Below are 25,235 nucleotides of genomic sequence, written 5' to 3'. Positions count from 1 at the left end.
CCTATTCTGCACTTTCACATTTTACCAGAAAATAGAGCTTGCCCCAACTTCCTGTCATGAGGATGTAAGCAATAACATACCTTGTACTATATCAAACGTCGGAGAGAGGGGCAATATATGCGAACAGGATCACAGATCATCCGCGTCGCCTTTACATATATCGGTACGATTGTCGGCGCAGGATTTGCCTCCGGTCAAGAGATACTGCAGTTTTTCACCCGGTATGGCTGGATGGCAACACTAACGATCGCGCTTTCCAGTTTGATGTTCGTCTGGATTGGAATCAAGCTCATGATGATGGCACACGATCTGAAAGCGGAATCGTATGAAGACTTGAATGCCGTACTGTTCGGGGCCAAAATCGGCAGGTGGATCAGCCTGTTTACGATGATTGTGCTGTTTGGCATTACGACGGTCATGCTCGCCGGAGGCGGGACCGTATTTGAAGAGCAGCTTCACCTCTCTTACCAGACCGGCTTGCTCGTGACGCTCGTCCTCTCCTACCTGGTGCTCTCGCGAGGGATCGGAGCCATCATGACCGTCAACTCAATTGTCGTGCCGATCATGCTGTTGTTCAGTCTCGTGATCGTCATTTATACATGGAACTCGCCGGCTTCGGGCAACTGGCTGCGGATCACCAGCGATTACCCACTTTCCAAAATATGGTTCGCCCCATTCCTCTACACCGCTTTTAACCTGGCGATGGCACAGGCCGTACTGGTTCCCATGGGCGCTGCCATACAGAACCGCTCCGTTCTGTACTGGGGCGGACTGATCGGCGGCATCGGCATTGGCTTGCTGCTGCTGTCGGCACATTTTGCGCTGTCTGCCCAAATGCCAGGCATCGCCCAATTCGAGATCCCCATGGGCAACATCATCAACAGGCTTGGCTCAGCCCCGCAAATCGCTTATCTGCTCGTGATCTACGGTGAAATCTTCACAACGTTTATCGCCGATGCATATGGGTTGTCCCTCCAGCTGCAGCAGCGAGTTAAGCTGCATCCGAAACTGATTTTAATCAGCATTCTAACCTTAAGCTATGTGGTCAGCCAAATCGGCTTCAAAGCGCTGCTCTCCGCGCTATATCCGCTATTCGGCGCGATCAGCATGGTGTGGCTCGTGCTGATGATTTGGCGCAACCGCAGCCGAACGTTGTAACCCTTGCAGCTCATTGGATTTGACAAACCCAAGCACGGCCAGCAGGCGAGCGAACAGCAGCAGCATGCCCATAGCCGAGAGGACGATTCCGGTCAGTAAATAAGCAAAATGGAAGCTTTCAAACGACGACCGGTCGCGCAGTACGGCGAACAATTCAGCCAGCAACAGGAGCAGGCCAACGATAAATAAACCGACGACCGCATAGTCTAAGAACGTCCATCTCAAAAAGTAAACGGCGGCAATTTCCACCTGACTCGCCGGTTTAGGCGCCGCAGCCTGCTGCTTCCACAGCTGACGCACCGCCCAAACGGTGTACACCGCAGCGCCGGTAACGGCTAGACCAATCAAGCCGCCGATGACGGCTAATAACAAATTCACGTATAAGTCCCCCTTCTCGCTTCAATATTTCCCATGCCCCAAGCTTTAGCTGTGCAGACGCAGGTGATAGACGAGCAGAATCGTCAACATGAAGCAGATCACTGGCAGCGCATACAGGAGCGGCAGCAGCAGCGCGCCTGGCAATGCCGGGACCGCGCGCCAAAGCAGCTGCAATCTTCGCTCGCAGCTCGCTGCGTGAAGCTCCTCTGGCGTATGCGCTTTGCCGCCACCCTCTGCGCCGGCTCCTTCCTGCCACTCGATTTTGCCCTTTTTCCAGCCAACCTGATACGTAATCTCACGGTGGTGGTCTTTCTTTTTGTCGATCCCCGGCTCCATAGCTCGTTTGCTCCCTTCCTCAACGTTGCCTTATAGCTCTATAAATCGGCTAGAGCCCAACAATCGGGCAGCCGCATCCCGCACATGTGCGTGGCAAGTAAATAGCAGCACCTGGTGGCGCTGGCTCACATCCGCCATAACCCGCAGACAGCTTTCCATTCGTTCCTCATCAAAATTGACCAAAATATCGTCCATCACCAGCGGCAGTACCGCTCTGCCCGCATACTCCTGCGCCAATGCGAACCGCATCGACAGATAGAGCTGCTCCGCCGTTCCTCGGCTGAGCTGATGCGTTTCGAGTGCTTGCCCACCCGCTCGGATCACGATTAGCCGCTGTTCACCGAACGGCGCCTTGATTTGCACGAAACGTCCATTCGTCATTTGCTCGAAATAGACGGAAGCCTGCTGCAGCACGCCCGGCTGCCGTTCGCGCTCATATACGTCGCGTGCTTTTTTCATCAGCAGCGAGGCGAACGAAGCGACCGCATAGTGCTCGACTTGCTGCGCGACGGCCGCACGGAGCGCCTCCACCTGCAGCAAACGGTCCGCATGCTCAGTGCCCTGCTCCAGCTGCCCGATCATGCCGCTTAGCCGCCCAACCTCCTGCCGGAGCTGATTGGCTTCCTCCGTCGTTGCGACGAGCTCGGATTCGACCGCTAGATAGCGCTGCGTCAAATCTTCCTCGCCGTGCGACTCCATGAGCGCCGCAAAATCTGGCAGCTGACTGCTGCCGAGCAGCGACTCCAGATGAGCCTGCAGCGCCGTCTCCTCATCCCGCAGCTTGCTGCGCTCCACCTGCTCCCGCTCATGCTTGCGCAGCGCTTCGCCATCGGCAGCGGAGCCTTCGGCCAGCAGCTGCTGCAGTCGTTCGAGCAGCCGCTGCCTGTCTTCCTGCACAGCCAGCAGCTCCTGTTCCCCTTCAGCAAGCTGCTGCTGCAGACGCTGCTGCACTTCCAGCTGCTGAAGCTGTTCCTGCTCCTGCTCTTTCCAGCGCTTGAGCCCCAGGAGCGGCTCTTTCATGCCCGCGCTTAATCCGAGTAACCGGATCAGCTTTTGTTCATATTGATGAATAGCCGTCTGATAAGAGGCTAGTTTTGCATCTAGTTTATGCTGCTGCCGCAGCAGTTCATGACCGTGCTCCACCGCTTGAATCGTCTCCAGCGCCGCATCGGGCGAAAGCCGGTCGCTCATGGCCAGCGATTCCAGCCATTCGCCCCACTCCGCTTGCAGCTGTGCATGCGCATTCCCCAGCTGCCGCCAGGCGGCGCTGCGCTCCTCTTCCTGCTCCCGCAGCTGCGCAAGCTGCTCCTGCGCGTCCTTCAGCTTCTCCAGCTGGCGGACATGCTCGCTGCGCTGCTGCTTCGTCAGCTCTTCCTCGCGCAGCCAAGCTTCCAGGTGCGGCTGCAGCTCCTGCAGCGGCACCGCAGCAGCGGCTCCCCGCCGCGTCCATGACGTCCCTGCCGCCGCCGCCGTTTCCGCCATGGCGGGATCGTGCCGGCGCAGCGCATATAGCCGCTCGAGCTGCTCCTGAAGGCTGCGTTCGAGCTGACGCAGCTCCTCTTCCGCGCGCTTCATTTCCGCCGGCTTGCCCGAGCCCGCCCCCGTACTTTCCGGCTCGCCAGTAAGGGCATGCCACGCCACCACAGCTCGTTCAGCGCGCTTGACTCGCGGTTTGGCGGTGCGGCTTGAGGCAAAAGCAAACCAGGTAACGGCGGCCAGGACGACAAAAGCCACAGCCGCCGTTTGCCAATTAACCTGCCACAGCAGCCAGCTAGGCAGGAGCATCGTGAACAGGCTGCTCAGCGCAACCAAGCGCTGCTGCATCCGCTTGGAGGCGGCTTTGCTTTGCGCCGCCGCTTCCTCTAGCTGCTGCTGATGCCGCTGCCGTTCAGCCTGACGTTCCTGATGGTGCTGCACCTCTCTTATCAACAGCTGCCATTTGGCATAATCTCTGGCCAGACGCTGCAGCATTTCGGCAGCATCCACAAGTCCAGCGCGCCGGGCTTCCACAGAGATCCCCTGCCTATGTAAATCCGCTTCCAAACCGCGGATTTGATCGTGATAACGGTCACGCTGCCGCTGCAGACCTTCCAGCTCCGTACGCACACGAAGCTCATCGGCACGTGCCGTGCGGAACTGTTCTTTGAACGAACGCACCCGCTCACGCAGGGAGATCGACACCGGAAAAGCAGCTACATGCTTCTCATCCCAGCGTTCATCGATTTCACGGAGCAGCTTGCTTAGCTGCATGCGCAGGTGCTCCCGCTCGACGCGCAGCTCCGTTACGCTGCGCTGCTGCTCTTCATAGGTGGAGGCTTGCTCCAGCAAATAGTTCAGCTCCACCTGGTGCGCAAGCAGCTCAGCGGGGAGCAGCTTTAGCTCTTGCAGCTGAAGCTGCAAGCCCTGCTGCTTGATCGTAAGGCGCGTGCGCTCCGCCTCCGCGCGCTCCAGCTCCGCTTCCAGGGCGCCTAGCCGCGCCGAGGCATGCTCGGGGAAGCCGGGCCGCGCAGGCAGCGCCGCCAGCTCCCGGCCGATCTGGCGCAAGCGGACCCATCCGCTGCGTCCTTTGACGGCCAGGCCGATCTTGTGCAGCTCCGCCCGCTGCGCCTCCTGCCGCTGCTCCAGGCCGGCGATACGCTGCTCCGCGGAGCGGCGCTCTTCCTGCAGCCCATCATAGCCGGCTGCATGGTCGCGGCTGCGGCGCAGCGCCTGCTCCAGCCCCTCCAGCTCCTTCAGGAGACGATTGATCTCCTGATTGCGTCCGCGGGGCTTGTACAGGCTGTCGGCCTGCGCCGCCAGCTTGCGCTCGGCCTCCATGATGGCCGAGCCGCTTACCCCGAGCCCAGCGCTATACAAATAGCCGCTGAGCTCATCTGTCTGCAGGGTGCGCAGCTCCTGCAGCTCGGTTAAGCCGAAGGCGAACAAGCTGCGGAAGAGTTCGGCCGAAAGGCCTCCCAGCAGCGTGTTCAGCAGCTCTTCGCCCCCGATGGTACCGTCACCGAGGGTGACTTTGACGAGCCCCGCCGAGGCTCGTTTGCCCCCTGCGGCGGGCGCGTCATAGCGCTCGACGCGGATGCGCTGGCCCTGCTCGTCCAGCAGGGTCAGTGCTCCGCCGTGGGCGCCGCCCCCGAGCGGCTCGTAGCGCTCCGACCGGCCCTGCCGCGGCGGAAAGCCAAACAGCACCGCTCGGACGAAGCCCATCAGCGTGCTCTTCCCCGCTTCGTTAGCGCCGTAGAACAGCACGAGCGGTGCATCTGTATCCAGCAGCTTGCCCTGCAAGCTGCCGAAGCCGTCCACCTGGATGGATGTGATCCTCATCCAGACCACCCCCCATCTGCGGCCAGCAGATCCGCAGCCAGTTCCTCTGCGGCTCGCAGCCACTGCCGCAGCCGCTCGGAATCCGCAGCAGCTCCGCCGGCAGCTTGCGGCAAACTCTGCAGCGCCGCTAGCGCCTCCGCTGCAAAAGCGGCCAGCGCGGCCTCATCGTCGCGCAGCCCTTGTGCAAGACGCAGCAGATCACCGACGAAGCTCTTCTCCTGCGTTAGCGCCACCATGTCGATGTCACTGCCTGTCCGGTCCTCCATCGACTCGATCCACACGAAGGGGCTGCGCTCCGCTTCGTCTTCGCGAAACTCGGCGGTCAGCTCCTCCAGCGCCCGCCCTTTGCGCAAGAGCGCATGCACGGCGCTGCGCCCTTCCAGCACGAGGCGGACGACGGCATCGCGGCCGTCCGCCTCTTCCCGAACCCGCTCGAGCCGCTCGCCGATCTTGTCTTTGAGCGCTTGCTCGCTCACAAGGCCTGCAACCGTCAAGCGCTCATGAAACCAGCGCACCCGGTCCAGCGCGTGGAACGTCAGCTCGGCGCGTCCATCCTCGTGCACGTCGACCACATAGCAGCCGCGCGGCCCTGTCTCGCGAATGCTTCGGCCCTGGATATTGCCTGGATATACAATCGCAGGGCGCTGTTCTTGAATCACTTGTCGGGTATGAATATGGCCCAGAGCCCAATAATGCATGCCGCTTGCGATTAAATCTTGTTTCGTGCAAGGCGCGTAATTATCGTGACCAGGGTCACCGTCGACATTCGTATGTAATAAACCGATCTGATACACATCTTGCCGCGCTGCCCGATATTGCCGGGCAAGGTTGTCCGTTACACTGGAAGTGGCATACGATATCCCATGGACTTGGGCAATGATTTCTACCCCTTCCTTGACGACGTCCAGCGTCTGTACCCGGTCACAAGCAAAAAAATGGACCGCCTCCGGCCAATCCAGCTGTGCCGCGCGTCCATCCTGAGGGTCATGGTTCCCGTGAATGACATAAACGGGAATACCCCGCGCCGCTAATTGCTCCATCGCTTTCTGGAAGCGTATTTGCGCGCGCAGGGACCGATCTGACAAATCATATACATCACCGCTAATTAGTACGAAATCAGCCTTGACTTCTATAGCTAAAGCAACGAGCTCTTTGAGCGCGCCGAAGGTCGATTCCCTTACCCGCTCGCGAACCCGCTCCGGCAGCGCCGACATGCCCTTGAACGGACTGTCCACGTGCAAGTCGGCCGCATGCACAAACCGCAGTCGTTTCATCCAAGTTCGCTCCTAACGATTCTCTTTAAACTTGATAGATTTCGTACACGCTTTTCAACTGGCGCAGAACCCGGTTGAGCGAATATGTCTTCTTCGCCTTCTCCCAAGCCGTTCTGGCGAGATTATAGCGGAAGGTCGGGTCAATAATAACCTTCTCCAACGCCAGGCTTAATGCGTGCGCATCTCCGACCGGCACCAGCAGCCCATTATGCCCGTGCTCAATTTGCTCGGCGATCCCGCCGACATTCGTTCCGACCAAAGCCAGCCAGCATAAAGCCGCCTCGGCAAATACGGAACCGAATGCCTCCGCGCGCGAAGGCAGCACGAACACATCAAAAAACGGCATAAATTCTTCCGGGTGCAGCATATAGCCATAAAAAATGGTGTCTTCATAAATGTTTTGCTCGATTGCCAGCTTTTCCAGCTCTTGCCTGCACGGGCCGTCACCGATAATGTGCAGCACGAACGGCAGTCCGCGTTTTTTTAGCTCCCCGCACGCCATGAGCAGCGTATCCAGCCCTTTGGCTGGGACCAACCGGCATACCGTAATAAATTGCGTCACCTGGTTTTCGTGGGAAATGGGACGGAAGCGCTTCTCATCGAAGCCGTTCGGGATGACCCCGAGCCGCTCGCTGTCCTGCACGTATTCCGATAAATACTGCTTGAAGGAATTGGAAACTGTAATAATTTGATCGACCTTCGCTTCCAGCTCACCATAGATTTGTGTCAAAAACTGATGTTCCAGTCCGTTCTCTTGAATCCTTCCATTCAAAATTAGCTCCCGTTCAAAGCTCGAGTGAATCGTCAAAATCACCGGTATATCCGGGTACAATTGCTTCATTACCAAGCCTGCAATCGGATGATGCGCATGAATAATATCGAATTTTTTCACCAATCGCAGTTTTGTCCACCAAACATAATCTTTGTAGGTCTGGATGTATTTATCTACAATCGGGTTTCCGGCATATTTTCGCCAATCGAAGGTGGTGAATTCCACTTCCTCCGTTCCTTTGTTGCGAATGCGCTTTGGCAGCGAAAACAGTTCCATCTCCCAGCCCTTTTTATTAAAGCGGTCCAAAATATAGGGAACCATGGATGACACCCCGCCTGGTTGTTCCGGCGGAAAAAACAATGCTTGCAATATGTTCATTGCATGAGCCCCTCTCCAAAATCCTTGAGCTTACCTTCTTATTGTAACGTGTGTTCGCTGAATAGAAAAGAGAACACAGCCCCACCCAAACTCGATTCTATCTCTCTATCACATTTTCCTTTATAATAAGAGATAGTTATGTCGATAAATGCCGAATGCGGAGGAACATATGAATGTAGCAGATTTATTATTTGGTGACCTAGCCTCCATAATTTCGATTATGATCGTACTCGTGATTCTGGTACTTATGTTTGTAATGTCTGTAAGGCTTTTTTTAGACCGGCGCAAAAAAGGCTACTTATCCATGACCATCTCCATTGTGATCGTTGCCTTACATTATATGCTTCAGTTCTACTTGAAGCTCCACGCACTGGATACCAGCTTAACCGCTTACATACTGCTCGTGCTGAAAATCATCTCCTTCGTCCTGCTGAACATGGGGATCTATCAGTTGTACAACAAGACGAAGCGGAAGCAGTACGTTTTTTTCTATGGGTTGATCGTCATGGGCCTTATCGTATCTTTACTCCATTTTTTCATTCCCCGGATGTACAGCGGGACTGAAGAGCAAGTCAAGCTGCTCCAGGATTTAGGCTTGGAGCTGTACGTTTTTTTATTGATTTTTCTTTGTTTTTATCTCATACCGCCCTTTATCGGGCAGCAGGTTAAATATCAAATCGCGCTAACTGTCTATTTTCTCAACCAGACGGCGCATCTCATCAACGTGTACGCGTACAGCGATGCGAACCGCTGGTTCTCCCTGGCGGATCGTGGGTTGCCTCTCATTTATTACTTTTTGTTATTTATGCTGCTTTTCGAGCGGATTGTCGAGCTGATGCAAGCGATTTACAACTCATCGATTACCGACGGGCTGACACGCCTCTATAATCGCAAATTTTTCTATAACCGGGTGACCCAATATGTGCAACGGCATTTGCCCATCGCCATCTTGTTCAGCGACATTGACAATTTCAAAAAGTTGAATGACACCAAAGGCCATCAAATGGGCGATGACGTGCTTAAGCAGGTGGCGCAAATTTTAAAAGATGAAGTCGAGGAATACGGCATTGCCGGGCGATATGGCGGCGAAGAGATGGTCGTCATGGTGACAGACCCGAGTGTCAAAATGGAGGAATTTGCCGAGCGCGTCCGCAAACGAATCGAATCGGAAACGATCGTCACCGCCAGCATCGGCTTCAGCAAATATAAAAGCGGCCTCAGCGCGGAAGAGCTCATTAAGCAAGCCGATGAAGCGATGTACAAAGCGAAGTCAACCGGCAAAAATAAAGTGGTAAAATATGCCTAATATGAAGCGATACCGTGAAGTCGCTGATCAAGGAAAATAAAGTCCGTTAGTGGAAAATAGAGTTCGTTAGTGAATGTTTACTTTTGTGAACATTCACTTTTTTATTTCTAGGTAGTTCTTTGATTAGTGAAAGGGTTGCCGCGTGGTAGTCCTTCCTAGTAGATCTTGGTTGGTATCCGTCATTCAATCCTAACGGACTTATTTTCTTCGAACTACAAACCCCCACAGTGGACTTTCACCACCTAGTTAATCGCCATGCGTGGCGCACAAAAAACTGCCCGGCACGCGATAACCGCATGCGGGCAGTTCTGTGCTACTCTAGCTTACTTGTTACCTAGGGATTGAAGGATACTCTGCACCAATACCGCGTATCTAGCCTCCAGTGCTTTCCCTGTCTGGGCGCTCACTTCATTGCTGAGGGCGTTCAGAACATTGCCTACCTGCTTGGCGTCGCTGCCGGCCGCCTGCACCTGCTTCACCTTCGCCAACAGGCTGTTTAACACCTCTGGTTTCGTAATGAAGCCGTTAACACTGCCGGATTGGAACAACGAGTCCAGATGCGCGGTATCCATATAAACGGTAATTTGATGAGTGACCGTAACGGAATTCCCCGCCTTATCGCGTGCTGTCACTATGATGGGATGTACTCCGAGCGATAGACTCAATGGTGCCGCTTCAATCAAGCTGGATGCAGGCTTTCCGTCCAAAGTGACGGACACCGAATCCAAGCCGCTAGTTGCATCGGATACCACAATCGGATACTTCAGGGCATCACTAATCAGAACCTTCGTGATGTTCGGCATCGTGATCGTGGGGGCTGTCAGATCGATCTGGATGATCTTCTCCTTCACCGCTTCCTTGTTGCCTGCCCGGTCCACGCTGTAGTAACGAAGAGTGTGGATCCCTTCCGATGTAATCGACACAGAATTGCCGATGGTATAGGCTCCTCCGTCCAGGCTGTAATACGTGGAAGCAACTCCGCTGCCTTCATCGGTCGCTTGGAGGACCACGTTCACGGGATGGGTCTGCCACACGGTTGGGGCGTTGTCCGTGGTTACAGGAGGTACCGTGACGGACCCTGCGACAAGTTGCAACGTGCCAATCTTGAATAGATCCTGATAAGCCGTTCCGCTAGCGTCGTTCCAAGCGTACGCGCCAATGCGCGCACCGTTCATCGCTTCGTTCACCTGAACGTCAAAGCCAATATTAGTGCCAACCGTAGGCGTAATATCGACAAACGGAATCTTCATCTCGACGGTGTAGGAGTACGTATCCTCGATGACCGTCGCAGAGGTCATCGTCGTTGCTTTGCCCTGATTGTCCGTCATGTTCGCGTCTACCGACGCAAAGCCGTCATATCGAACTCGGTAATGCCCGGCAGCGTTCGTGTACATGGAGCCACCGGTGCCGTTCAGAAGGTCAACAAATGCTTCGAATGAATCTTGCTCCCAAGGGTTTCCGTTCCCCTTGTCCAACGGTTCGGACGGATCTTTGGTCACCTGCGCGAGTGCGTACAGGTTCGCGTTGTCCCACAACATGCGAGCGGTAGCGGCTGGCATGTGCGCACCGGTCTTCGTGTTGCCCGCCTGCGTTACATTGATATCGATAGGCGTGGTCGTATTCCAAATGTCGTCCATCTTGCCATCGATCGTCGGTGTTCCCTTTGCAGCGGTTGCAGTTTTGCCCCCCGCAGGCTTCCCTGGTGCTTTGTAATTCGCAAGGTATCCGGCCGGTTCAATCACGGCGTAAAACGCGTCTTTCGGGTACAGCTTGCCGTCGAACAGCAATGGGCTACCGGAAGATAACCAGCTGTTGGTGTCGGTCAGCCCCCAGAATGTGATACGCTGCACCGTGTCCTTGAAGGTGGGATCGGTATAAACTTGCATCAACCGCGCGAACTGTGCGGCTTGGGCTGTTTTCTGATCGGCAGTCTGTGTTCCGCCCGTGCCAGCGGAGATGTCCAGCTCGCTGATTGAGACTTTGACGCCAATATCCTTGAACATCTGGATCGTTTTGCGCGTATTGCTAGGGTTGGTGCCGAGGCCGTCATGTTCTTGCATGCCGACGCCCTGAATGAGCTGCTTGCCAGGGTGATCCACAGCCCAACGGCTATTGATGTCTTTCACCATGTCGCGAACTGCCGCTGCCTTATTCTGGTCGTCCATGCTATAGTCGTTGTAGTACAACAGGACGTTGTAATTCGGCTCCGCTGCACGGGCATCCTTGAACGCCTGTTCGACGTAGTTATCGTCCGTCGCCTTGAGCCACGGGGTGGATTTCAGGTAGCTGTGCCAGTCTGTCGGACTAAGAGAGCTGTCACGAACGGATCCACCCATCGCTTCGTTGACAACGTCCCATGAGATGATGTTCTGCGTGCTCGCGTTGAACTTGCCGTCAAAATGATTGAGAACCGCGTTAATATAGTCGTTCATGTTCACATACGCCCCAGCCGCGGTCAGACCTGGGTTGGACGGAGCCGAGTCGGTGCTGGACGTCACATCGTTGTTCAGCCACGGAATCGACTGCCCTTGCCAGACGAGCGTATGCCCATGTATTTTTAGGCCATTGTCGATCGCGCTCTGAAGCTCCGTGTCCGCTTCGTTAAAGCTCAGATCCGCGACGTTATGCGTAGAGGCGCTGGTGCCGATCAGCGAAGCTGGCTTCGTCGCGTTTTCAGGCGTCACAACGCCGAACTGGGCTTTCAGGACGGACATGATTGGGGCTTGCATATAATATGGGCCGATGATGCTGCCCATCAAATAATCCGGGTACGTATTCTTAATGCTTGGCAAGGTCAGTACATTCGGGTTAAGGGTTGGTGTTGTTGTAGCACTAGTACTATTAACAGTAGACAGTGTAGCATTCCCATTTGGTACAAAACCATCAGTAGCTTGGTCGTTAAAGTTGGCTGTGTAAACAACATTGCCACTTGTTGCGTCTTTAACAACAAAGTTGTCGATGTAGTAAGTTACATTCTTTGCATCTGTAGCTCCGCTATCGCCGGCTTTAACAAACTGAAGTTGTCCACCGCTTGCCGCTAGATAAGTATATGTCGCCGTGTATGAAGTCCAAGCGGGGCTTGCCGCACTTAAAGCTCCTGTATTTTTAATCCAGTTGTAGTTTCCGTTAGTTTGTAGAACAATGCCTGCCACATCTTGGTCAGGGTTGTATAAGTCATATGAGAAGGTATAGGTTGTGCCAGCAACGAGGTTTAAGCCGCTTGCCCCTGTGTCTATTTGCGCGCCATCCCATTGTTGCCCACCTGTAGTTTGAATCTTTAAGAAATAATCGTTTGCTGCTCCCGGCGGTACTACCGTGGACAATGTAGCCGTCCCACTTTGTTTAAAGGCACCAACCGTTTGGTCCTCAAAGTCGGCTTTGTAAACAACAATACCATTCGAGTCTTTAACAACAAAGTTGTCGATGTAGTACGTTATGTTCTTAGTGTCTGTAGCTCCGCTATCGCCGACTTTAACAAATTGAAGCTGTGAACCGCTTGAGGCTGTATACGTATAATTCGCCGTGTATGAAGTCCAAGCGGGGCTTGCCGCACTTAAAGCTCCTGTATTTTTAATCCAGTTGTAGTTTCCATTAGTTTGTAGAACAATGCCTGCCACATCTTGGTCAGGGGTATATAAGTCATATGAGAAGGTATAGGTTGTGCCGGCAACGAGGTTTAATCCGCTTGCCCCTGTGTCTATTTGCGCACCATCCCACTGGTGCCCGCCAGTGGTTTGAACTTTTAAAGCATAATTTCCATTCGCACTGGCCGCACTTGTCTTTTGCGCGATTCCAAATTGCGGCAACAACAATGCAACCGCAAGCAATAACATCAAAATCTGCTTAAACCGTTTGTTCATCGTGGTACTTCCCCTCCCAAAATATTAGATAGCCTCTCGGCATTCTCCGAGGCTTGCGGCACAAGGATTTTCTTGTACCACCAAACTTGTTACGACAAAGGGATTTGATAACACACGCTAAAGATTGTGAATTTTTGCTTTATGGATATCCGCTAGCGTCCCGTTCAAGAGGAAGAGCACATTTTGCACACATCCTGTAAGTTGTCTAAGACCCTTGAGGATGTTGATTATAAGGTACTGACCGTCGCTCGTCGTGCTCGGAACGCCCAACTTGCTCGTGTCCAACTACCAAACAACCGTACTGTCGGAACTGTCAGCCGCCGCCGCTGTCAACGCTTCAAAGGGCATCGACGCAACGACCAGCAATAGGCTGCAAAGCAGCGCCAAAATCCTTTTGAACATGTTCTTAACGTCGCGCCGCCGGATTGCTTCGCAATGCCTTGACCGCCCGCGAAGACTCGCTTAAGCATTCGATTCTTTCTTCCATGCATTCCCCCTAATCGAGTGTGTGATAAAAGTTAAGCGTTTACAATTCATCGTAGCTCCTTTCCAGAACTTTCATTTCGATAATAATGCAAAAGAAAGCGGTTTACACTACACGAATTAAAGAAGGAACCTGTACTTTTTATAGAAATAAGGCGTGGGAGGAAGCAAAATATAGGGGGCTCCAACCGAAGGGAACAAGGAAGGTATCACTTCTTGGTTAAGGTACAGTTGGAAACATTTCAACATTCACATGGCCCGTCAAGACCTAATTAAATACATTTAAGAATTCAGTGATTCATGACATCCACGACGCCAGCAACCGTGTCTGGCTCATCGTCACGCCGACGCCCTGCACCATAGAGCAATTTCGCACAGCGATCTTGCAAACGATTGTGCCCGGCCGGCTCATCGACGGCATTTTCCTCGATGGCGACGGTTCCTCACAACTGCGGAGCCGGGAAGATAAGCTGCTCGGCAATGGGCGTGAAATTTACCAAATACGGCAAGTCGTCAAATAACAACTGCAGCCTCCCCACCGCTTGGCGCAACATGCTGTATTGCGAGTTTAGATGAAATTAAAAAGGCTATGAAAATTTTCATCATAGCCTGTGGCCCGTTCGAGGGTCATAAATGTTTTTGTCAGGTAGTTTGCGCTTGGACTAATTATCCTCTGCATCTTGCAGATGCTCTTTGCAAAAGGCCTCAATAGCCGCCACTTCATCATCTTCCAGATCAAAGTCGAGGTATTGCTGCGTCGTTTTTTCATACAACTCATATTTCATCAGCCCGGACTTCATCTCGCCCACATTATAAATCGCTCTTACATACAGTCCGTTCTCGGAGTAGAGCTCATCATCATCCGGAACCTCAATGTCGATCATAAATTCATAACGCTGCCCCTGCAAAATGCCAAACGGGTCCTTCACTAATTCCACCGTGTAACTGGTCATGGTAATCATCGTCTCATCCCTTTCTTTCCTTATTGAAATATACTTGAACGAGCGCCATCGTGCAAATGAACTCCGTTCTGCCCTGCCGCCTCTTGGCAGCTCGTCCCTTTCCTCTCAGCTTTTTTCTGGTCGCGATCTCATTGATTCAGAAACTCTCTTGCTATTGAATGTAAGACATAGTAGTTGGAGTTCCGACTGCTGGTAACATAAAAAAAGCCATGCCCAGGGTTAAACACCCAGGCACGGCTATTCCTTATTTCAAATTCAGCATGCGTTCAATGACGATAACGGCTTGCGCACGGGTTGTTGCTTCACCAGGCGCGAGGGAGCCATCGCTCAACCCTTGAAGGATGCCTTTATTTACAGCTTGCTCCATCACATAGTTGGCTTCCATGGATGTGTTCGGTTGCTTCAGCTGCGGGCTGACGGAACGCAGAGCCACGGCGGCGATTTCTTGACGCGTGATCGGCTGATCCCACTCCGGTTGGAAGTCGCCTGCTTGCAGATCGCCAGCTTTTTGCAAGGCATCGACGTAAGGTTGATACCATGTCTGGTCAGCACTTGCTGGAGCAGGTGTTAGTTGAAGAGCGGTCGCAGCGATCTTGGCGAACTCGGCTCTTGTGATGGAGTGATCCGGCAGAAAGCTTCCGTCGCTATAGCCGTCCACGTATCCTTTTGCAGCAGCTTGGATAATGGAATCTTGTGCCCAGTGGCCGGCAAGGTCTGTGAAGGTCTTGTTCAGCCCTGTTACCAAGCCAGGCTGAGTGCGATTCGCAATCGTACCGTCGCCCAATTGGCCGGAGTAATTGCCCCCCCAAGTCCAGATGGAGCCGTCTTTCAGCTTGACGATGTTATGCGATCCGCTGGCAGCTGCGCTATCTGCGTTTTGGATGCTTTTGACTTGCACCGGTCTGCTCTGGTTCGTTTTGGTGCCGTCGCCTAACTGGCCGAACATATTTTGTCCCCAAGTCCATACAGTGCCATCACTTTTAACAGCTAGCCCGTGATATGCACCTGCTTGAATGGATTTGATGCCTGTCAAATCAAATACTTGAACCGGCTTCGTTTGGGTGGCTGTATCCGCATTGCCCAACTGGCCGAAACCGTTGTAACCCCATGCCCAGACAGTTCCATCCTCTTTTAAGGCGAGGGCAAAGTTTTTGCCGGCAGCGATCGCGGTTACACCGGTCACACCGGTAATCTCCACCGGTTCTTGCTTACCTATATACGTGCCGTCTCCAAGCTGTCCGCTTGTGTTGTCGCCCCACGCCCATATTTTCCCACTGTTTTGAAGCGCCAAGTTAAAGTTGGAGCCTGAAGCGATTGCGACGATATTGTTCAGCTGAATAATTTGATTCGTTGCTGCAGCACTATCGTGTCCAAGCTGGCCGTATGTGTTATCGCCGAAGCTCCACACAGAGCCATTGTTAAGAAGTGCCAGCGTATGGTTGCTGCCGGCTGATGCCGCCACAACTCCGCTTAGTCCTTGCACCTGTGCCGGAGTAGAGCGGCTGACCGTTGTTCCGTCGCCTAATTGGCCCATGAAGTTTTGTCCCCATGTCCACAGTGTCCCGTCCTGCTTCACGACTGCCGTATGAGCATCTCCCGCTTCAATGGCTGCTGCCTGGTCGAGGTGCAACTGTTCAGGCTTGTTTTGGGAAGTGTTGGTACCATCGCCAAGCTGACCGAACGCATTGCTTCCCCAAGCGTATAATTGATTGTTTTTAATGACAAAAGAATCGCTATCCCCGGCGGCAAGTGAAACGGATCGAGGATTTTTGACGATAATGGTACCTTCCCCGGGCTTGATTACTGGAGGGTTGAGCCAATTATAAATTTGCGTTTGAATCGGGGACGGCTGGTTGTTCACCGTTTTATCGCCTAATTGGCTATAACCGTTATTTCCCCAAGCCCAGACTTTTTCGTCTTTATCAATAGCGAATGTAAAATTCGGCCCTGCATCCATGCGCGTAATTGCCGGTAGGTCATTTACACGGTTAGGCAGCGTCCGTCCCCATGTATTGCCATCGTAAGCGACGCCCAAGCCGAGTTGTCCGGATTGGTTATCTCCCCACGTATACATATTTCCATCTTTATCCAAAACGAGAGCATGCGAATTACCTGCAGCAATCTGTACGACATGTTCCAAACCTGACACGAGCACAGGGTATTTCTGCTCCTGAAAGGCAAGCGTATTCGGATCATACATCGTGCTGGAATCTTGGGTCATGAGCCCCCAAGTCAGGACGGTACCATCGTCTTTGAGTCCCATAGAAAAATCAAGGCCTGCGGCAATTTGCGTTATGTGCCAATTGGGGCTTGTCGCCATGATCGGGGTACTCAATTTGTTCTTGTCGTATCCATAGCCAAGCTCTCCGAAATAGTTATCGCCCCATCCCCATACAACGCCGTCCTTATCGATGGCCAGTGTATGAAAAGCACCTGCGGCAATCTGTTTGACCGAAGAAATATTGCCTATTGCTTGAACCGGCTTTTTCTGGGAATCGGACGAACCGTTCCCTAGCTGTCCGTACGTATTGTCACCCCAGCTCCAAACCGTTCCATCGTCCTTAAGAGCGACAGAGTGGTAGGTACCAGCTGAAATAGCGGTCACATGAGTCAGATCCGCCACCTGCACCGGCGAGGAGCTGTCCACCGTAGAACCGTTGCCCAACTGTCCAAACGTGTTCTCTCCCCAAGCCCAGACGGTGCCGTCGGATTTCAAGGCAAGGGTATGCGCTTGGCCTACAGCAATGGCTTTAACGCCTGTCAGACCGCTGATCTGTGCAGCCTGGTTGCGGTTGTTCAGCCCACCGCCAAGCTTGCCCCGCAGGTTATCGCCCCAGGTCCAGACGGTTCCGTCCTTTTTCAGCAGCACGGTGAATCCTTTACCACCTTTAATCTGCAGTATGGAAGAGGGCGTTAATTCTGACGTATCGAAAGCCGACTGGCTGGCATCGGCCCATGCTTTCTCAGGCATCCCTGAGAAAGCAGTGAAGGCGCTCAGCAGCAGCAAACCCAACAGCCATAATGAAATGTTACGTTTAACTGTTTTCATAACCCTGCTCCTTAGTGTTTATCGCCAGAACAACTGGCTCCGAAAGCTTTTTTCGCTAAAATATTATAGTGTCACGGCCGTCCCGGATTGCGGGTCTTTCGGTTTACGCTTGAATCTTCCGCTGATCGCGTTCTTCCAGCCATCAAGCAGTGTGTAAACGACCGGCACGAGCACAAGGGTGACGAGTGTCGACAAGGTCAAACCGAAGGCGACGACCGTTGCCATGGAAGCTTGCGTTTCCGCCCCTTCGCCGAAGCCGATCACGAGCGGAAGCATGGCCAATACAGTGGTAGCCGTCGTCATCAAAATCGGACGCAAGCGCACTTTTCCCGCTTCCATCAAAGCGTCAAACAGCGACATGCCTCTACCGCGCAGCTGATTCGTATAGTCGATCAACACGATCGCGTTGTTCACGACGATACCGATAAGCATGATCATCCCGATGATCGAGTTCATATTAATCGTCCGCCCGGTTACCACGAGTCCGAGAATCGCGCCGACAAACGTAGGCGGCAGCGAGAACATAATAATAAAAGGTCCGTATAACGATTCAAACTGGCTCGCCATAACCATATACACAAGAACGACTGAGAGGATCAGGATCATATACAAGCTTTTGAACGACTCGTTCTGGCTTGTTTGCTGGCCGCCCATTGTCACTTGATAGCCGTCAGGTGGCTGGATCGCGTCGATTTTCTCTTTCACCTTAGCCGCAACATCACCGACCGATGCGCCAAAGACAGATGCCTGTACGGTCGCAACCCGGTTCTGATCCTGTCTGCGGATCTGCGCCGGACCTGTACCAGGCTCAACTTTAGCGATTTGGCTGACAGGAACAACAGTTCCCGAGGAGGTGTTAATCGTAATGTTATTGAAGTTTTCCAGCTTGTTCGTAAAATCGTTCGGATATTTAACGAGAACGGCAATCTGCGAGCTCGCTGTTTTGAATTGGGTCGCTACGCTGCCCTGATAAGCGGTGCGCAGTGCTGTCATCACATCTTTGAGCGATACTCCGTAATGAGCCGCTGCGTCGCGGTCAATGGTTAAATTGAACTGCGGAATCGAGCGATCGAGTGTGTTTTGCACGTTACGTGTGCCCTCCACGGAGCTGATCTCTTCCTCAACAACATCCCCGAGCTTCTGCAGGATGGCTAAGTCCGGACCAGACAAGTTCACTTGAATGTCCCCGCCGCCGAAGTTGCCGCCTCCACCAAGTCCCGGAAGACGAACGCCGGACGGAATGTTGACGCCGATTTGCGCGCCGGCAAAGCCGGTTGTAAACCCGCGGATTTGCTCCGCGATTTGATCTGTACTGCGTTTTCTCTCACTTAACGGCTTTAGACGAATCTGTATGCTTGCCGTATTCGTTGATGCGGATTGGAAAGCCCCGCCTCCTGCGGAACCAACGGATGTAAAGACGGAATCAATCTCTGGAACAGCCTTCAATCTTGTTTCCAACGTTCCGGCTACTTGATTCGTAACCTCAAAGTCCGTTCCCTGCGGAAGGTTGATATTCATGTTAATCTGACCTTGGTCAGTTTTCGGTGTTAATTCACTGCCGACGAAGCGAACCGAGTACACGCTAGCTGCGAACAATATGACGGTTACCGCTATGATGACCCAGCGATGTGTTAACGACCACTTCAGGAAGCGGCTGTAAATTCGGGTTACAACATTCATCGCTCTGCCGAACAAAATAAACGGATTCAGCGTTCTGCCTTCAGGCAGTTCCTCGTCGACTTTCCCACGCAGCATTTTGGCGGCGAGCATCGGAACTAAGGTCACGGCCGCAAACCAAGCCGCAATATGGGAGAAACAAACGACCAACGCCATCGGCCAGAAAAATTGCTTCACCAGACCGCTAATAAACGCAGTTGGCAGGAATACGGCAATCTGGGCAAGCGCCGAGGCCATAACCGCCGTACCGACTTCGGCCGTTCCTTCTTTGGCCGCCTCATCCGGCGATAGACCTTCGTGCCTTTTACGGAAAATGCTTTCCAATACAACGACCGCAAAGTCGACAAGCGACCCGAGACCGAGTGCGAGACCGCCTAAGGTGATCGTATTGATCGTCTGGTGGCCAAAATACATCATACTAAATGTACTGATAATCGAAATCGGAATCACGATACCGATAATGAGTGTAGCGCGAATGCTGCGCAAGAAGAATAGCAAAATGATGACAGAGAACACACCGCCAAGCAGCGTATGCTCGACTACGGTTTTTAAGGAATCGCGAATGAACTTCGCGGAGTCATTCAACACTGCGATTTGCACACCTGCCGGCAGCTTCGATTGAATCGATTGCAGCGATTTCTGAATATTATCGGATACAGAAACGGTATTGCCGTCGGATTGCTTCAGCACCGAGAGACTGACACTGGATTCGCCGTCTTTACGGGATTCGAGCGTCACATCTTGGTAGGTGTCGATGATTTGCCCCAGCTCGCTCAGCGCGATCGTCTGGCCTTTGCCAATCTGTACCTGAACTTTGCCGATATCAGCCATAGACTTGAAGTCGCCGTCAATATGCAACGGAACCAACTGTTGCCCTTTGTTGACAAGACCTGCGTCCGTCGACGAGTTATCGTTGCCAAGCGCCGAAGTCAATGCACTGAAAGATATGTTATACTGCTGCAAACGGGCTGGGTCCACCAAGATTTGGATCTGACGGACACGGCCTCCCGTTACGCCGACCGATGCAACGCCGTCCGCACGCTGCACGTCGGGACTGACGACGTTGTCAGCCAAATCGCGCAGCGTCACCAGGTCGGTCTTGCCGTACAACGCCAGCGTCATAATCGGCGTACTGTTCGGGTCAACACGGGATACGACAGGCGCGTCGGCATCCGTTGGCAGCGATCTTCGTACCCGGTCGAGCTTATCCCGCATGGTCAGCGTCGCCTGGTCAATATCTGTGCCGTAGTTAAACTGCAGCGTTACGTTGCCTGATCCCGTCCGCGAGTTGGAGGTAATACTCGTCACACCCGCTACGGTTGCCATGGCATTCTCGATCGGCTTCGTTATCTGTTGTTCGACTTGTGTTGGGGAGGCGCCGCTCCATGAAACGGACACCGTCGCCGACGGGATTTCCAAATTCGGATACAGGTCCACTGGCAGCAGCGGGACCGCAATCGATCCCACGATCACCAGCGCAACCATAATCATAAAAATAGTGACCGGTCGATGGACCGAAAAGTTAGCTAATTTCACTGGCCAGCCCCCGCTTTCGCAGAGCCTGCGTCAGCTCCACCAGCGGTAGGCTTAGCGCTTGATTGGCCACCATTCTGGCCTTGCCCTCCAGCTCCGGCACGTTGACCTTGACCGCCTTGACCGCCTTGGCCGCCTTGTCGACCTTGACCTTGACCTTGGCCTTGTTTACCTTGGCCCTGACCCTGACCCTGGCCTTTACCGGTTCCGCCTTCTTGACCTGGTTGAACGACTTGTACCGGCACGTTATCGGACAGCAGCTCCTGACCTTTGACTACAAGCTCGTCGCCGACTTTCAAGCCGCTCGTAATTTCAAATGAAGAGCTGGTCATAACGCCCACTTTGACAAGCACTTTAGAAGCTTTGCCGTCTTTCACAATAAATACTGCGTTACCACTTGATTGGCTGATAACCGCATCGGCTGGAACGACGATCGTTTGCTTGCCTTCGCTTTTCAGGGAAGACTCTGCGAACATGCCTGGAAGCAGCTCGTGATTGTCATCTTTGATCTTAATGTCGACCAAATACGACTTGGAAGTTGCATCCATTGTCGGATGTACGACATAAACGGAGCCTTCAAAAGATTTGCCCAATGTCGGCACACTCACGCTCATCGGTGAGCCTACCTTCATTTTGCCGACAGACGCTTCGGAAACGTTGACTGTAGCGATGACCGGATCCATCGAAGAAATGGACAGCACTGCGGCGTTTTGCCCGGCATTTTGTCCTTCAGGAACTAGGATCGAAGAGACGAAACCTTCAACTGGGCTCGTCAGCACCCCATCCTGTAACTGCTCGCTCAGCACCTTGAATTTCGTCTGTGCTTGCTCCAACTGGGCACTGCTGAGTGCCACTTGATCCGTCGATTGCGCTGCTTTCAAGGCTTGTTTGGCTTGATCGAGGCTAGCATCCGAACTGTTCTTGCCTGTCTCTTGTGCCGCCTGCGCTTGCGCGAGCGATGCGCGGCTCTGCTCGATTTGCGTTGCAGCTGACGCCTGTGTGTTAGCCAGTGAGAGCAGCGCTGTATTGAGCGCCTCTTGCGCGACCTGTACAGACTGTGAGCTTTGCGCAGTTATAAGTGAATTTTGTAAGCTAGTCAGCGATTGCTGAGCACTTTGTGTATCTTTATATTGGGATTGCTGGGCTTGCTGCAATTGAAGCTGCGCGCTTTGCAAGTTGGACAGCGCCGTTTGCACGCCAACGCCAGCTTGGATGGCGGCGTTGTATGCAGCAACAGCCTGCTCAACTTTGAGCTGGTATGTATCCATATTGTTATTTTGTGTGGTTAGCAAATTATCAAGCGACGAATTCAAATTCGATTGCGCCGTTGTGACAGCATTCGCTGCATCCGCTTGCGCTTTACTGAAACTGGCTTGCTTCTCGTTAACCCCTTGCTTTGCGTTCTCCACGTTATTTTGCTGCGTCGTGATGGCATTGTTCAATTGAGCTTGCGCCAAAGCTACGGCATTTTTCTGATCGCTGATGCTTTTCTCATAAGCCGCTTGCTGGACGGCAAATGCTTTTTGCGCGGACGCGAGCGCGTTCGCTTGATCATTGATCGCTTTGTTGTACTGTGCCTGGCTCACGGCCAGATCGCTCTGTGACTGCTCAATCGATTGCTCGATCGTAGATGTGTCGATATGTGCCAAAGCTTGTCCTACTGTGACATGATCTCCAATTTTCACGTCAAGCGAAGAGATTCTTCCGCTAACCTTGGAGGAAAGGTTCGTTGTGAAAGCAGGCGTAATGGACCCGGTAAAAACTTGCCCTCCACCGATGTCGGATAATTTGACAGCTTGTGTTTCCACTGTCATCTGACGCGTGCCGGTACGACCGTTTGCCCCTGGTTTAGCCGTTGTTGGTGCGGAGCTGCACCCGGCTATGGTGACGGTTATCGCGGTGGCGACTGCGATGATTGTGGTGCTCTTGAGTGAACTGTACTTCCTCATTGGATTGAAACCTCCGTCTACTTCTATTCATTTGGGCAAAGCGCTCTCTTCCACAATAGAAGATTTTCATGATAGAAATGTGAATGACATGTGAAAAATATGTAAAAATTCTGCGTATTCATTCACATTTATCTTAAATCGAAATCTGAGCTCCGTACAGCAGAAAAATTGTCGAGGGAACGCTGGCGGCGAGCGTATGGAATAGCGGAAGGAGAGTTCCGTTATCCGAGGCAAAATACCTCGCAGGCGGCTGTTTTCGCGCAACACCCTCTGCGGCCAAAACGCAAAAAGCCAACCCCATGGGATTGGCTTTTGCTTAGAAATTTGCTCTGCCCCGGCCGGCTTGGCTCAAGCTCGCATCGGCTTCAGCACGCCAGCACGCTGCTACTACTGATGTGTCACTGTATAATCATAAACCCAGTTTTCCGCGTAAGCATCCGGGCTTTCATCAGGCGCTGTGGAATCGTTGGATTGCGTGTAGTTGCCGATTTTGAAGTAGCAGCCTGTGACATTTTTCGTTTGCGTGTAAGGCACGGGCTGGCCATTGTACTCGTAGCTGATGACGCCGCCGGAAGCCGTTACTTTGACTGCGAAGACGGTGCCGAGCGTATAGTTGTCGTCCAACAGGTAAGCGTGCGTATTGTTGCCGTCAGTAACATAAACTTTGGCCGTTGTCGAGACGCCGCCCGGATTGTTGCCTTCCACCCGAAACACGGTGATGTCCGAGCTTGCGTCATGAATTTGACCGACGACCGTATGCGGCTTTACGCTCGTCAGATGCGTCACTTTTTGCTTGATGAACATGGAATGGGTCTTGCCATCGTTCGTTCCCCATGACGCAAAGTTGCTGGAATCAGCGCCTGAATAGTTATCTTTCATTTCTCGCAGCTCGCTGCGCGGATTTTTAGAGCCGCTTGTGGAGATTGCGCCGTGGTTGGCACGGAATTGCACAGCATCGCCATCAGCGTCATGCACCACTTTGAACCATGGATCTATTGAATACGTATCCAGCTCCGGCTGGACGATTTCCTTCGGCTTCGTAACATCTGTATCTTGCGGGATCGGCAGCGTAATTTTCCAATTCTTGAGATACAGCACATCAGATGGCAGCATAGGCGTCCCGTCAGCTTGTGTCGTTGCAGTGGCCGTATTGCTCGCTGCCGACAGATTGCCTGCAGCATCTTTCGCTTTCACCGTGTAGCTGTAGGTAGTGGAAGCGCTTAACCCGCTATCGCTGAAGGAAGTGCCTGTTACAGAGCCGGCAAGCGTCGATCCCCGGTACACGTTATAGCCCGTTACGCCGACATTATCGGTGGACGCTGTCCAGCTCAAGTTTATTTGGCTGCTGGATGCGGGCGCCGCCGTCAGCCCTGTCGGAACTGTAGGCGCTTGCGTATCCCCGCCATCTCCAACGCTTCCGCCCGTCACCGTGAAGTCATCAAAGCGGACATCCGTTGACGACGTACCACGAGCGAAAATGACCGCACTTGTACTCGACGCGCCGGTTGCAAACGAAACCTGAATTTGCGTCCAAGCCGAAGAATTGCCGCTGACGGTCACTTCGTTGCCACCAAACGCGTTCGCGCCAATCAAGCCTTGGCCAAGAATCCAGGCACTCACGGTGTAGCTGGTGCTTGGGCTTAAGCCGGAAATCGTCTGCGAAACCTGGGAGCCGGAAGCGGAAACTTTGGCAGATTTGCTGCCGCTGTGGAAATCGCTCGTCGAGATCGCCGTGCTGCCGCTTGTCGTCCAGCTCGTGAAGCTGCTTTCAAAACCGGGATTCGCGACTGTCACGGTTGTACCGCCGCCGCTCGCCTGCGACGTAGCGCTGGCTGTATTGCTGGCGGCCGAGACGTTGCCTGCGGCATCCTTCGCCTTGACCGTGTAGCTGTACGATGTGGACGGGCTCAGGCCGGTATCGCTGAACGACGTTGTCGTCACGGATCCAACCAGCGTCGAACTGCGATACACATCGTAACCGGTCACGGCAACGTTATCTGTGGACGCCGTCCAGCTCAGGTCAATCTGGCTGCTGGAGGCTGCGGCTGCCGCCAATCCTGCAGGCGCTGTCGGAGCTTGCGTATCGGTGCCGGTAATATCGCTGACAAGCACATCGTCCCACCAGCCTGCGCCTGTGGAGTAAACGGCGATTTTACCGCTGGATAAACTGCTGTCCGTCGCGCTGACTTGCTGCACGCCATTGACGGAGCCGGAAATGTCCGAGCCGTTCACGGCCAATTGCAGCGTGTAGAAGGTCGATGTGTTGTATGTAAACGGAGCGCTCTGCAAGGTTGTGACGATGCCGCCGACTTTCTTCTTCAGCACGACGCTGCCATTATTCAATGCGAGCATATAGTAGTTGTTGTTATCGGAATAGCGGGCCAAAATGCCCGTTGTGGCGCTAGTTGATCCTGTTTGAAGGCGTGAAGCGTAGGTATAATTCGTCCAAGTGGTCTGACCGTTCGTCATGATGTAGTCAGTCGAGGTTGTTGTGGTTTGTTTTGCGAGTTTGGTGCTGATCGTAGAGATGGCCCAATTGCCGTTGCTGGTTGCATTCACCCAGGCGCCTTGCGGAAACGCCGAGTAACTTTCAAATGTATCGCTGAATAAAGTTGCCGCAAAAATCGGCGTAGCTGGAATCATCGCCACCAGTAAAAGCATGCAAAGCAAGAAACGCATTCCTTTTTTGGCATGAGAACGCATCATTATTATATCCTCTCCGCTTTCGTATTGGATTGTTCAGCCGCTTTCATTCTAGCCGTACCCGATGTGGTCTGGTTGTCCTGAAGTCACAACTTCATC

14 protein-coding genes are annotated in these 25,235 nt (G+C 53.3%); 3 read left to right on the top strand and 11 right to left on the bottom strand.

The window, feature by feature from the left end:
* Positions 1–117 precede the first annotated feature (117 nt).
* On the top strand, positions 118–1,158 hold the full coding sequence (locus tag O9139_RS17645; protein ID WP_270880789.1) for a YkvI family membrane protein: 1,041 nt from the start codon (positions 118–120) through the stop codon (positions 1,156–1,158).
* Here the strand turns inward: O9139_RS17645 and O9139_RS17640 are convergent.
* The 5 genes from O9139_RS17640 to O9139_RS17620 are packed head-to-tail and all read right to left on the bottom strand — an operon-like array spanning position 1,090 to position 7,614.
* Positions 1,090–1,536 carry a hypothetical protein gene (locus O9139_RS17640; protein ID WP_270880788.1) on the bottom strand — a complete coding sequence of 149 codons (447 nt, stop codon included), beginning with the start codon at positions 1,534–1,536 and terminating at the stop codon, positions 1,090–1,092. The two genes, O9139_RS17645 and O9139_RS17640, sit on opposite strands and share 69 nt — an antisense overlap.
* Positions 1,537–1,581: 45 nt before the next feature.
* The gene (locus tag O9139_RS17635) at positions 1,582–1,872 is read right to left on the bottom strand and encodes a hypothetical protein (RefSeq protein ID WP_270880787.1); all 291 of its coding nucleotides are present in this window, start codon (positions 1,870–1,872) and stop codon (positions 1,582–1,584) included.
* Between the two features lie 30 nt (positions 1,873–1,902).
* Entirely contained in the window at positions 1,903–5,190 is a 3,288-nt protein-coding gene (locus O9139_RS17630) for an AAA family ATPase (RefSeq protein ID WP_270880786.1), read from the bottom strand.
* The gene (locus tag O9139_RS17625) at positions 5,187–6,464 is read right to left on the bottom strand and encodes a metallophosphoesterase family protein (protein WP_270880785.1); all 1,278 of its coding nucleotides are present in this window, start codon (positions 6,462–6,464) and stop codon (positions 5,187–5,189) included. The genes O9139_RS17630 and O9139_RS17625 overlap by 4 nt, the downstream gene beginning before the upstream one ends.
* A 25-nt stretch (positions 6,465–6,489) precedes the next feature.
* A complete protein-coding gene (locus tag O9139_RS17620; RefSeq protein WP_270880784.1) occupies positions 6,490–7,614 on the bottom strand; it encodes a glycosyltransferase family 4 protein in 1,125 nt (374 codons plus the stop codon).
* A 169-nt stretch (positions 7,615–7,783) separates the two neighbouring features.
* Between O9139_RS17620 and O9139_RS17615 the strand changes: the two genes are divergently transcribed.
* Positions 7,784–8,920 (top strand): GGDEF domain-containing protein, encoded by a 1,137-nt coding sequence (locus tag O9139_RS17615; RefSeq protein ID WP_270880783.1) that lies wholly within the window; start codon positions 7,784–7,786, stop codon positions 8,918–8,920.
* Between the two features lie 323 nt (positions 8,921–9,243).
* Here O9139_RS17615 and O9139_RS17610 read toward each other — a convergent pair whose 3' ends face one another.
* A complete protein-coding gene (locus O9139_RS17610; protein ID WP_270880782.1) occupies positions 9,244–12,780 on the bottom strand; it encodes an endo-1,4-beta-xylanase in 3,537 nt (1,178 codons plus the stop codon).
* A gap of 776 nt (positions 12,781–13,556) precedes the next feature.
* Between O9139_RS17610 and O9139_RS17605 the strand changes: the two genes are divergently transcribed.
* Positions 13,557–13,784 carry a hypothetical protein gene (locus tag O9139_RS17605; protein WP_270880781.1) on the top strand — a complete coding sequence of 76 codons (228 nt, stop codon included), beginning with the start codon at positions 13,557–13,559 and terminating at the stop codon, positions 13,782–13,784.
* Positions 13,785–13,925: 141 nt separating this feature from the next.
* Here the strand turns inward: O9139_RS17605 and O9139_RS17600 are convergent, their stop codons facing one another.
* The 5 genes from O9139_RS17600 to O9139_RS17580 form a co-directional block, all read right to left on the bottom strand.
* Positions 13,926–14,225 carry a DUF6509 family protein gene (locus O9139_RS17600; RefSeq protein ID WP_270880780.1) on the bottom strand — a complete coding sequence of 100 codons (300 nt, stop codon included), beginning with the start codon at positions 14,223–14,225 and terminating at the stop codon, positions 13,926–13,928.
* A 244-nt stretch (positions 14,226–14,469) separates the two neighbouring features.
* Positions 14,470–17,274, bottom strand: a complete 2,805-nt coding sequence (locus O9139_RS17595; protein WP_270880779.1) for an RCC1 domain-containing protein — start codon at positions 17,272–17,274, stop codon at positions 14,470–14,472.
* Between the two features lie 63 nt (positions 17,275–17,337).
* Positions 17,338–20,487, bottom strand: a complete 3,150-nt coding sequence (locus O9139_RS17590; RefSeq protein WP_270880778.1) for an efflux RND transporter permease subunit — start codon at positions 20,485–20,487, stop codon at positions 17,338–17,340.
* Positions 20,484–22,433 (bottom strand): efflux RND transporter periplasmic adaptor subunit, encoded by a 1,950-nt coding sequence (locus tag O9139_RS17585; protein ID WP_270880777.1) that lies wholly within the window; start codon positions 22,431–22,433, stop codon positions 20,484–20,486. Before O9139_RS17585 ends, O9139_RS17590 begins: the two co-directional genes overlap by 4 nt.
* A 387-nt stretch (positions 22,434–22,820) precedes the next feature.
* Positions 22,821–25,139, bottom strand: a complete 2,319-nt coding sequence (locus O9139_RS17580; protein WP_270880776.1) for a polysaccharide lyase family 7 protein — start codon at positions 25,137–25,139, stop codon at positions 22,821–22,823.
* Between the last annotated feature and the right edge of the window lie 96 nt (positions 25,140–25,235).

It is taken from the genome of Paenibacillus aestuarii, assembly GCF_027789125.1.
In the GTDB taxonomy this organism is placed as follows: Bacteria; Bacillota; Bacilli; order Paenibacillales; family NBRC-103111; genus Paenibacillus_E; species Paenibacillus_E aestuarii.
This window is presented reverse-complemented; position numbering and strand designations above follow the sequence as displayed.

What these genes read in the sequence shown, in the direction of transcription:
- O9139_RS17635 (WP_270880787.1), bottom strand. Translation starts at nt 1,872, where the DNA reads ATGGAGCCGGGGATCGACAAAAAGAAAGACCACCACCGTGAGATTACG.
- O9139_RS17595 (WP_270880779.1), bottom strand. Translation starts at nt 17,274, where the DNA reads ATGAAAACAGTTAAACGTAACATTTCATTATGGCTGTTGGGTTTGCTG.
- O9139_RS17625 (WP_270880785.1), bottom strand. Translation starts at nt 6,464, where the DNA reads ATGAAACGACTGCGGTTTGTGCATGCGGCCGACTTGCACGTGGACAGT.
- O9139_RS17615 (WP_270880783.1), top strand. Translation starts at nt 7,784, where the DNA reads ATGAATGTAGCAGATTTATTATTTGGTGACCTAGCCTCCATAATTTCG.
- O9139_RS17645 (WP_270880789.1), top strand. Translation starts at nt 118, where the DNA reads ATGCGAACAGGATCACAGATCATCCGCGTCGCCTTTACATATATCGGT.
- O9139_RS17585 (WP_270880777.1), bottom strand. Translation starts at nt 22,433, where the DNA reads ATGAGGAAGTACAGTTCACTCAAGAGCACCACAATCATCGCAGTCGCC.
- O9139_RS17600 (WP_270880780.1), bottom strand. Translation starts at nt 14,225, where the DNA reads ATGATTACCATGACCAGTTACACGGTGGAATTAGTGAAGGACCCGTTT.
- O9139_RS17580 (WP_270880776.1), bottom strand. Translation starts at nt 25,139, where the DNA reads ATGATGCGTTCTCATGCCAAAAAAGGAATGCGTTTCTTGCTTTGCATG.
- O9139_RS17620 (WP_270880784.1), bottom strand. Translation starts at nt 7,614, where the DNA reads ATGAACATATTGCAAGCATTGTTTTTTCCGCCGGAACAACCAGGCGGG.
- O9139_RS17630 (WP_270880786.1), bottom strand. Translation starts at nt 5,190, where the DNA reads ATGAGGATCACATCCATCCAGGTGGACGGCTTCGGCAGCTTGCAGGGC.
- O9139_RS17610 (WP_270880782.1), bottom strand. Translation starts at nt 12,780, where the DNA reads ATGAACAAACGGTTTAAGCAGATTTTGATGTTATTGCTTGCGGTTGCA.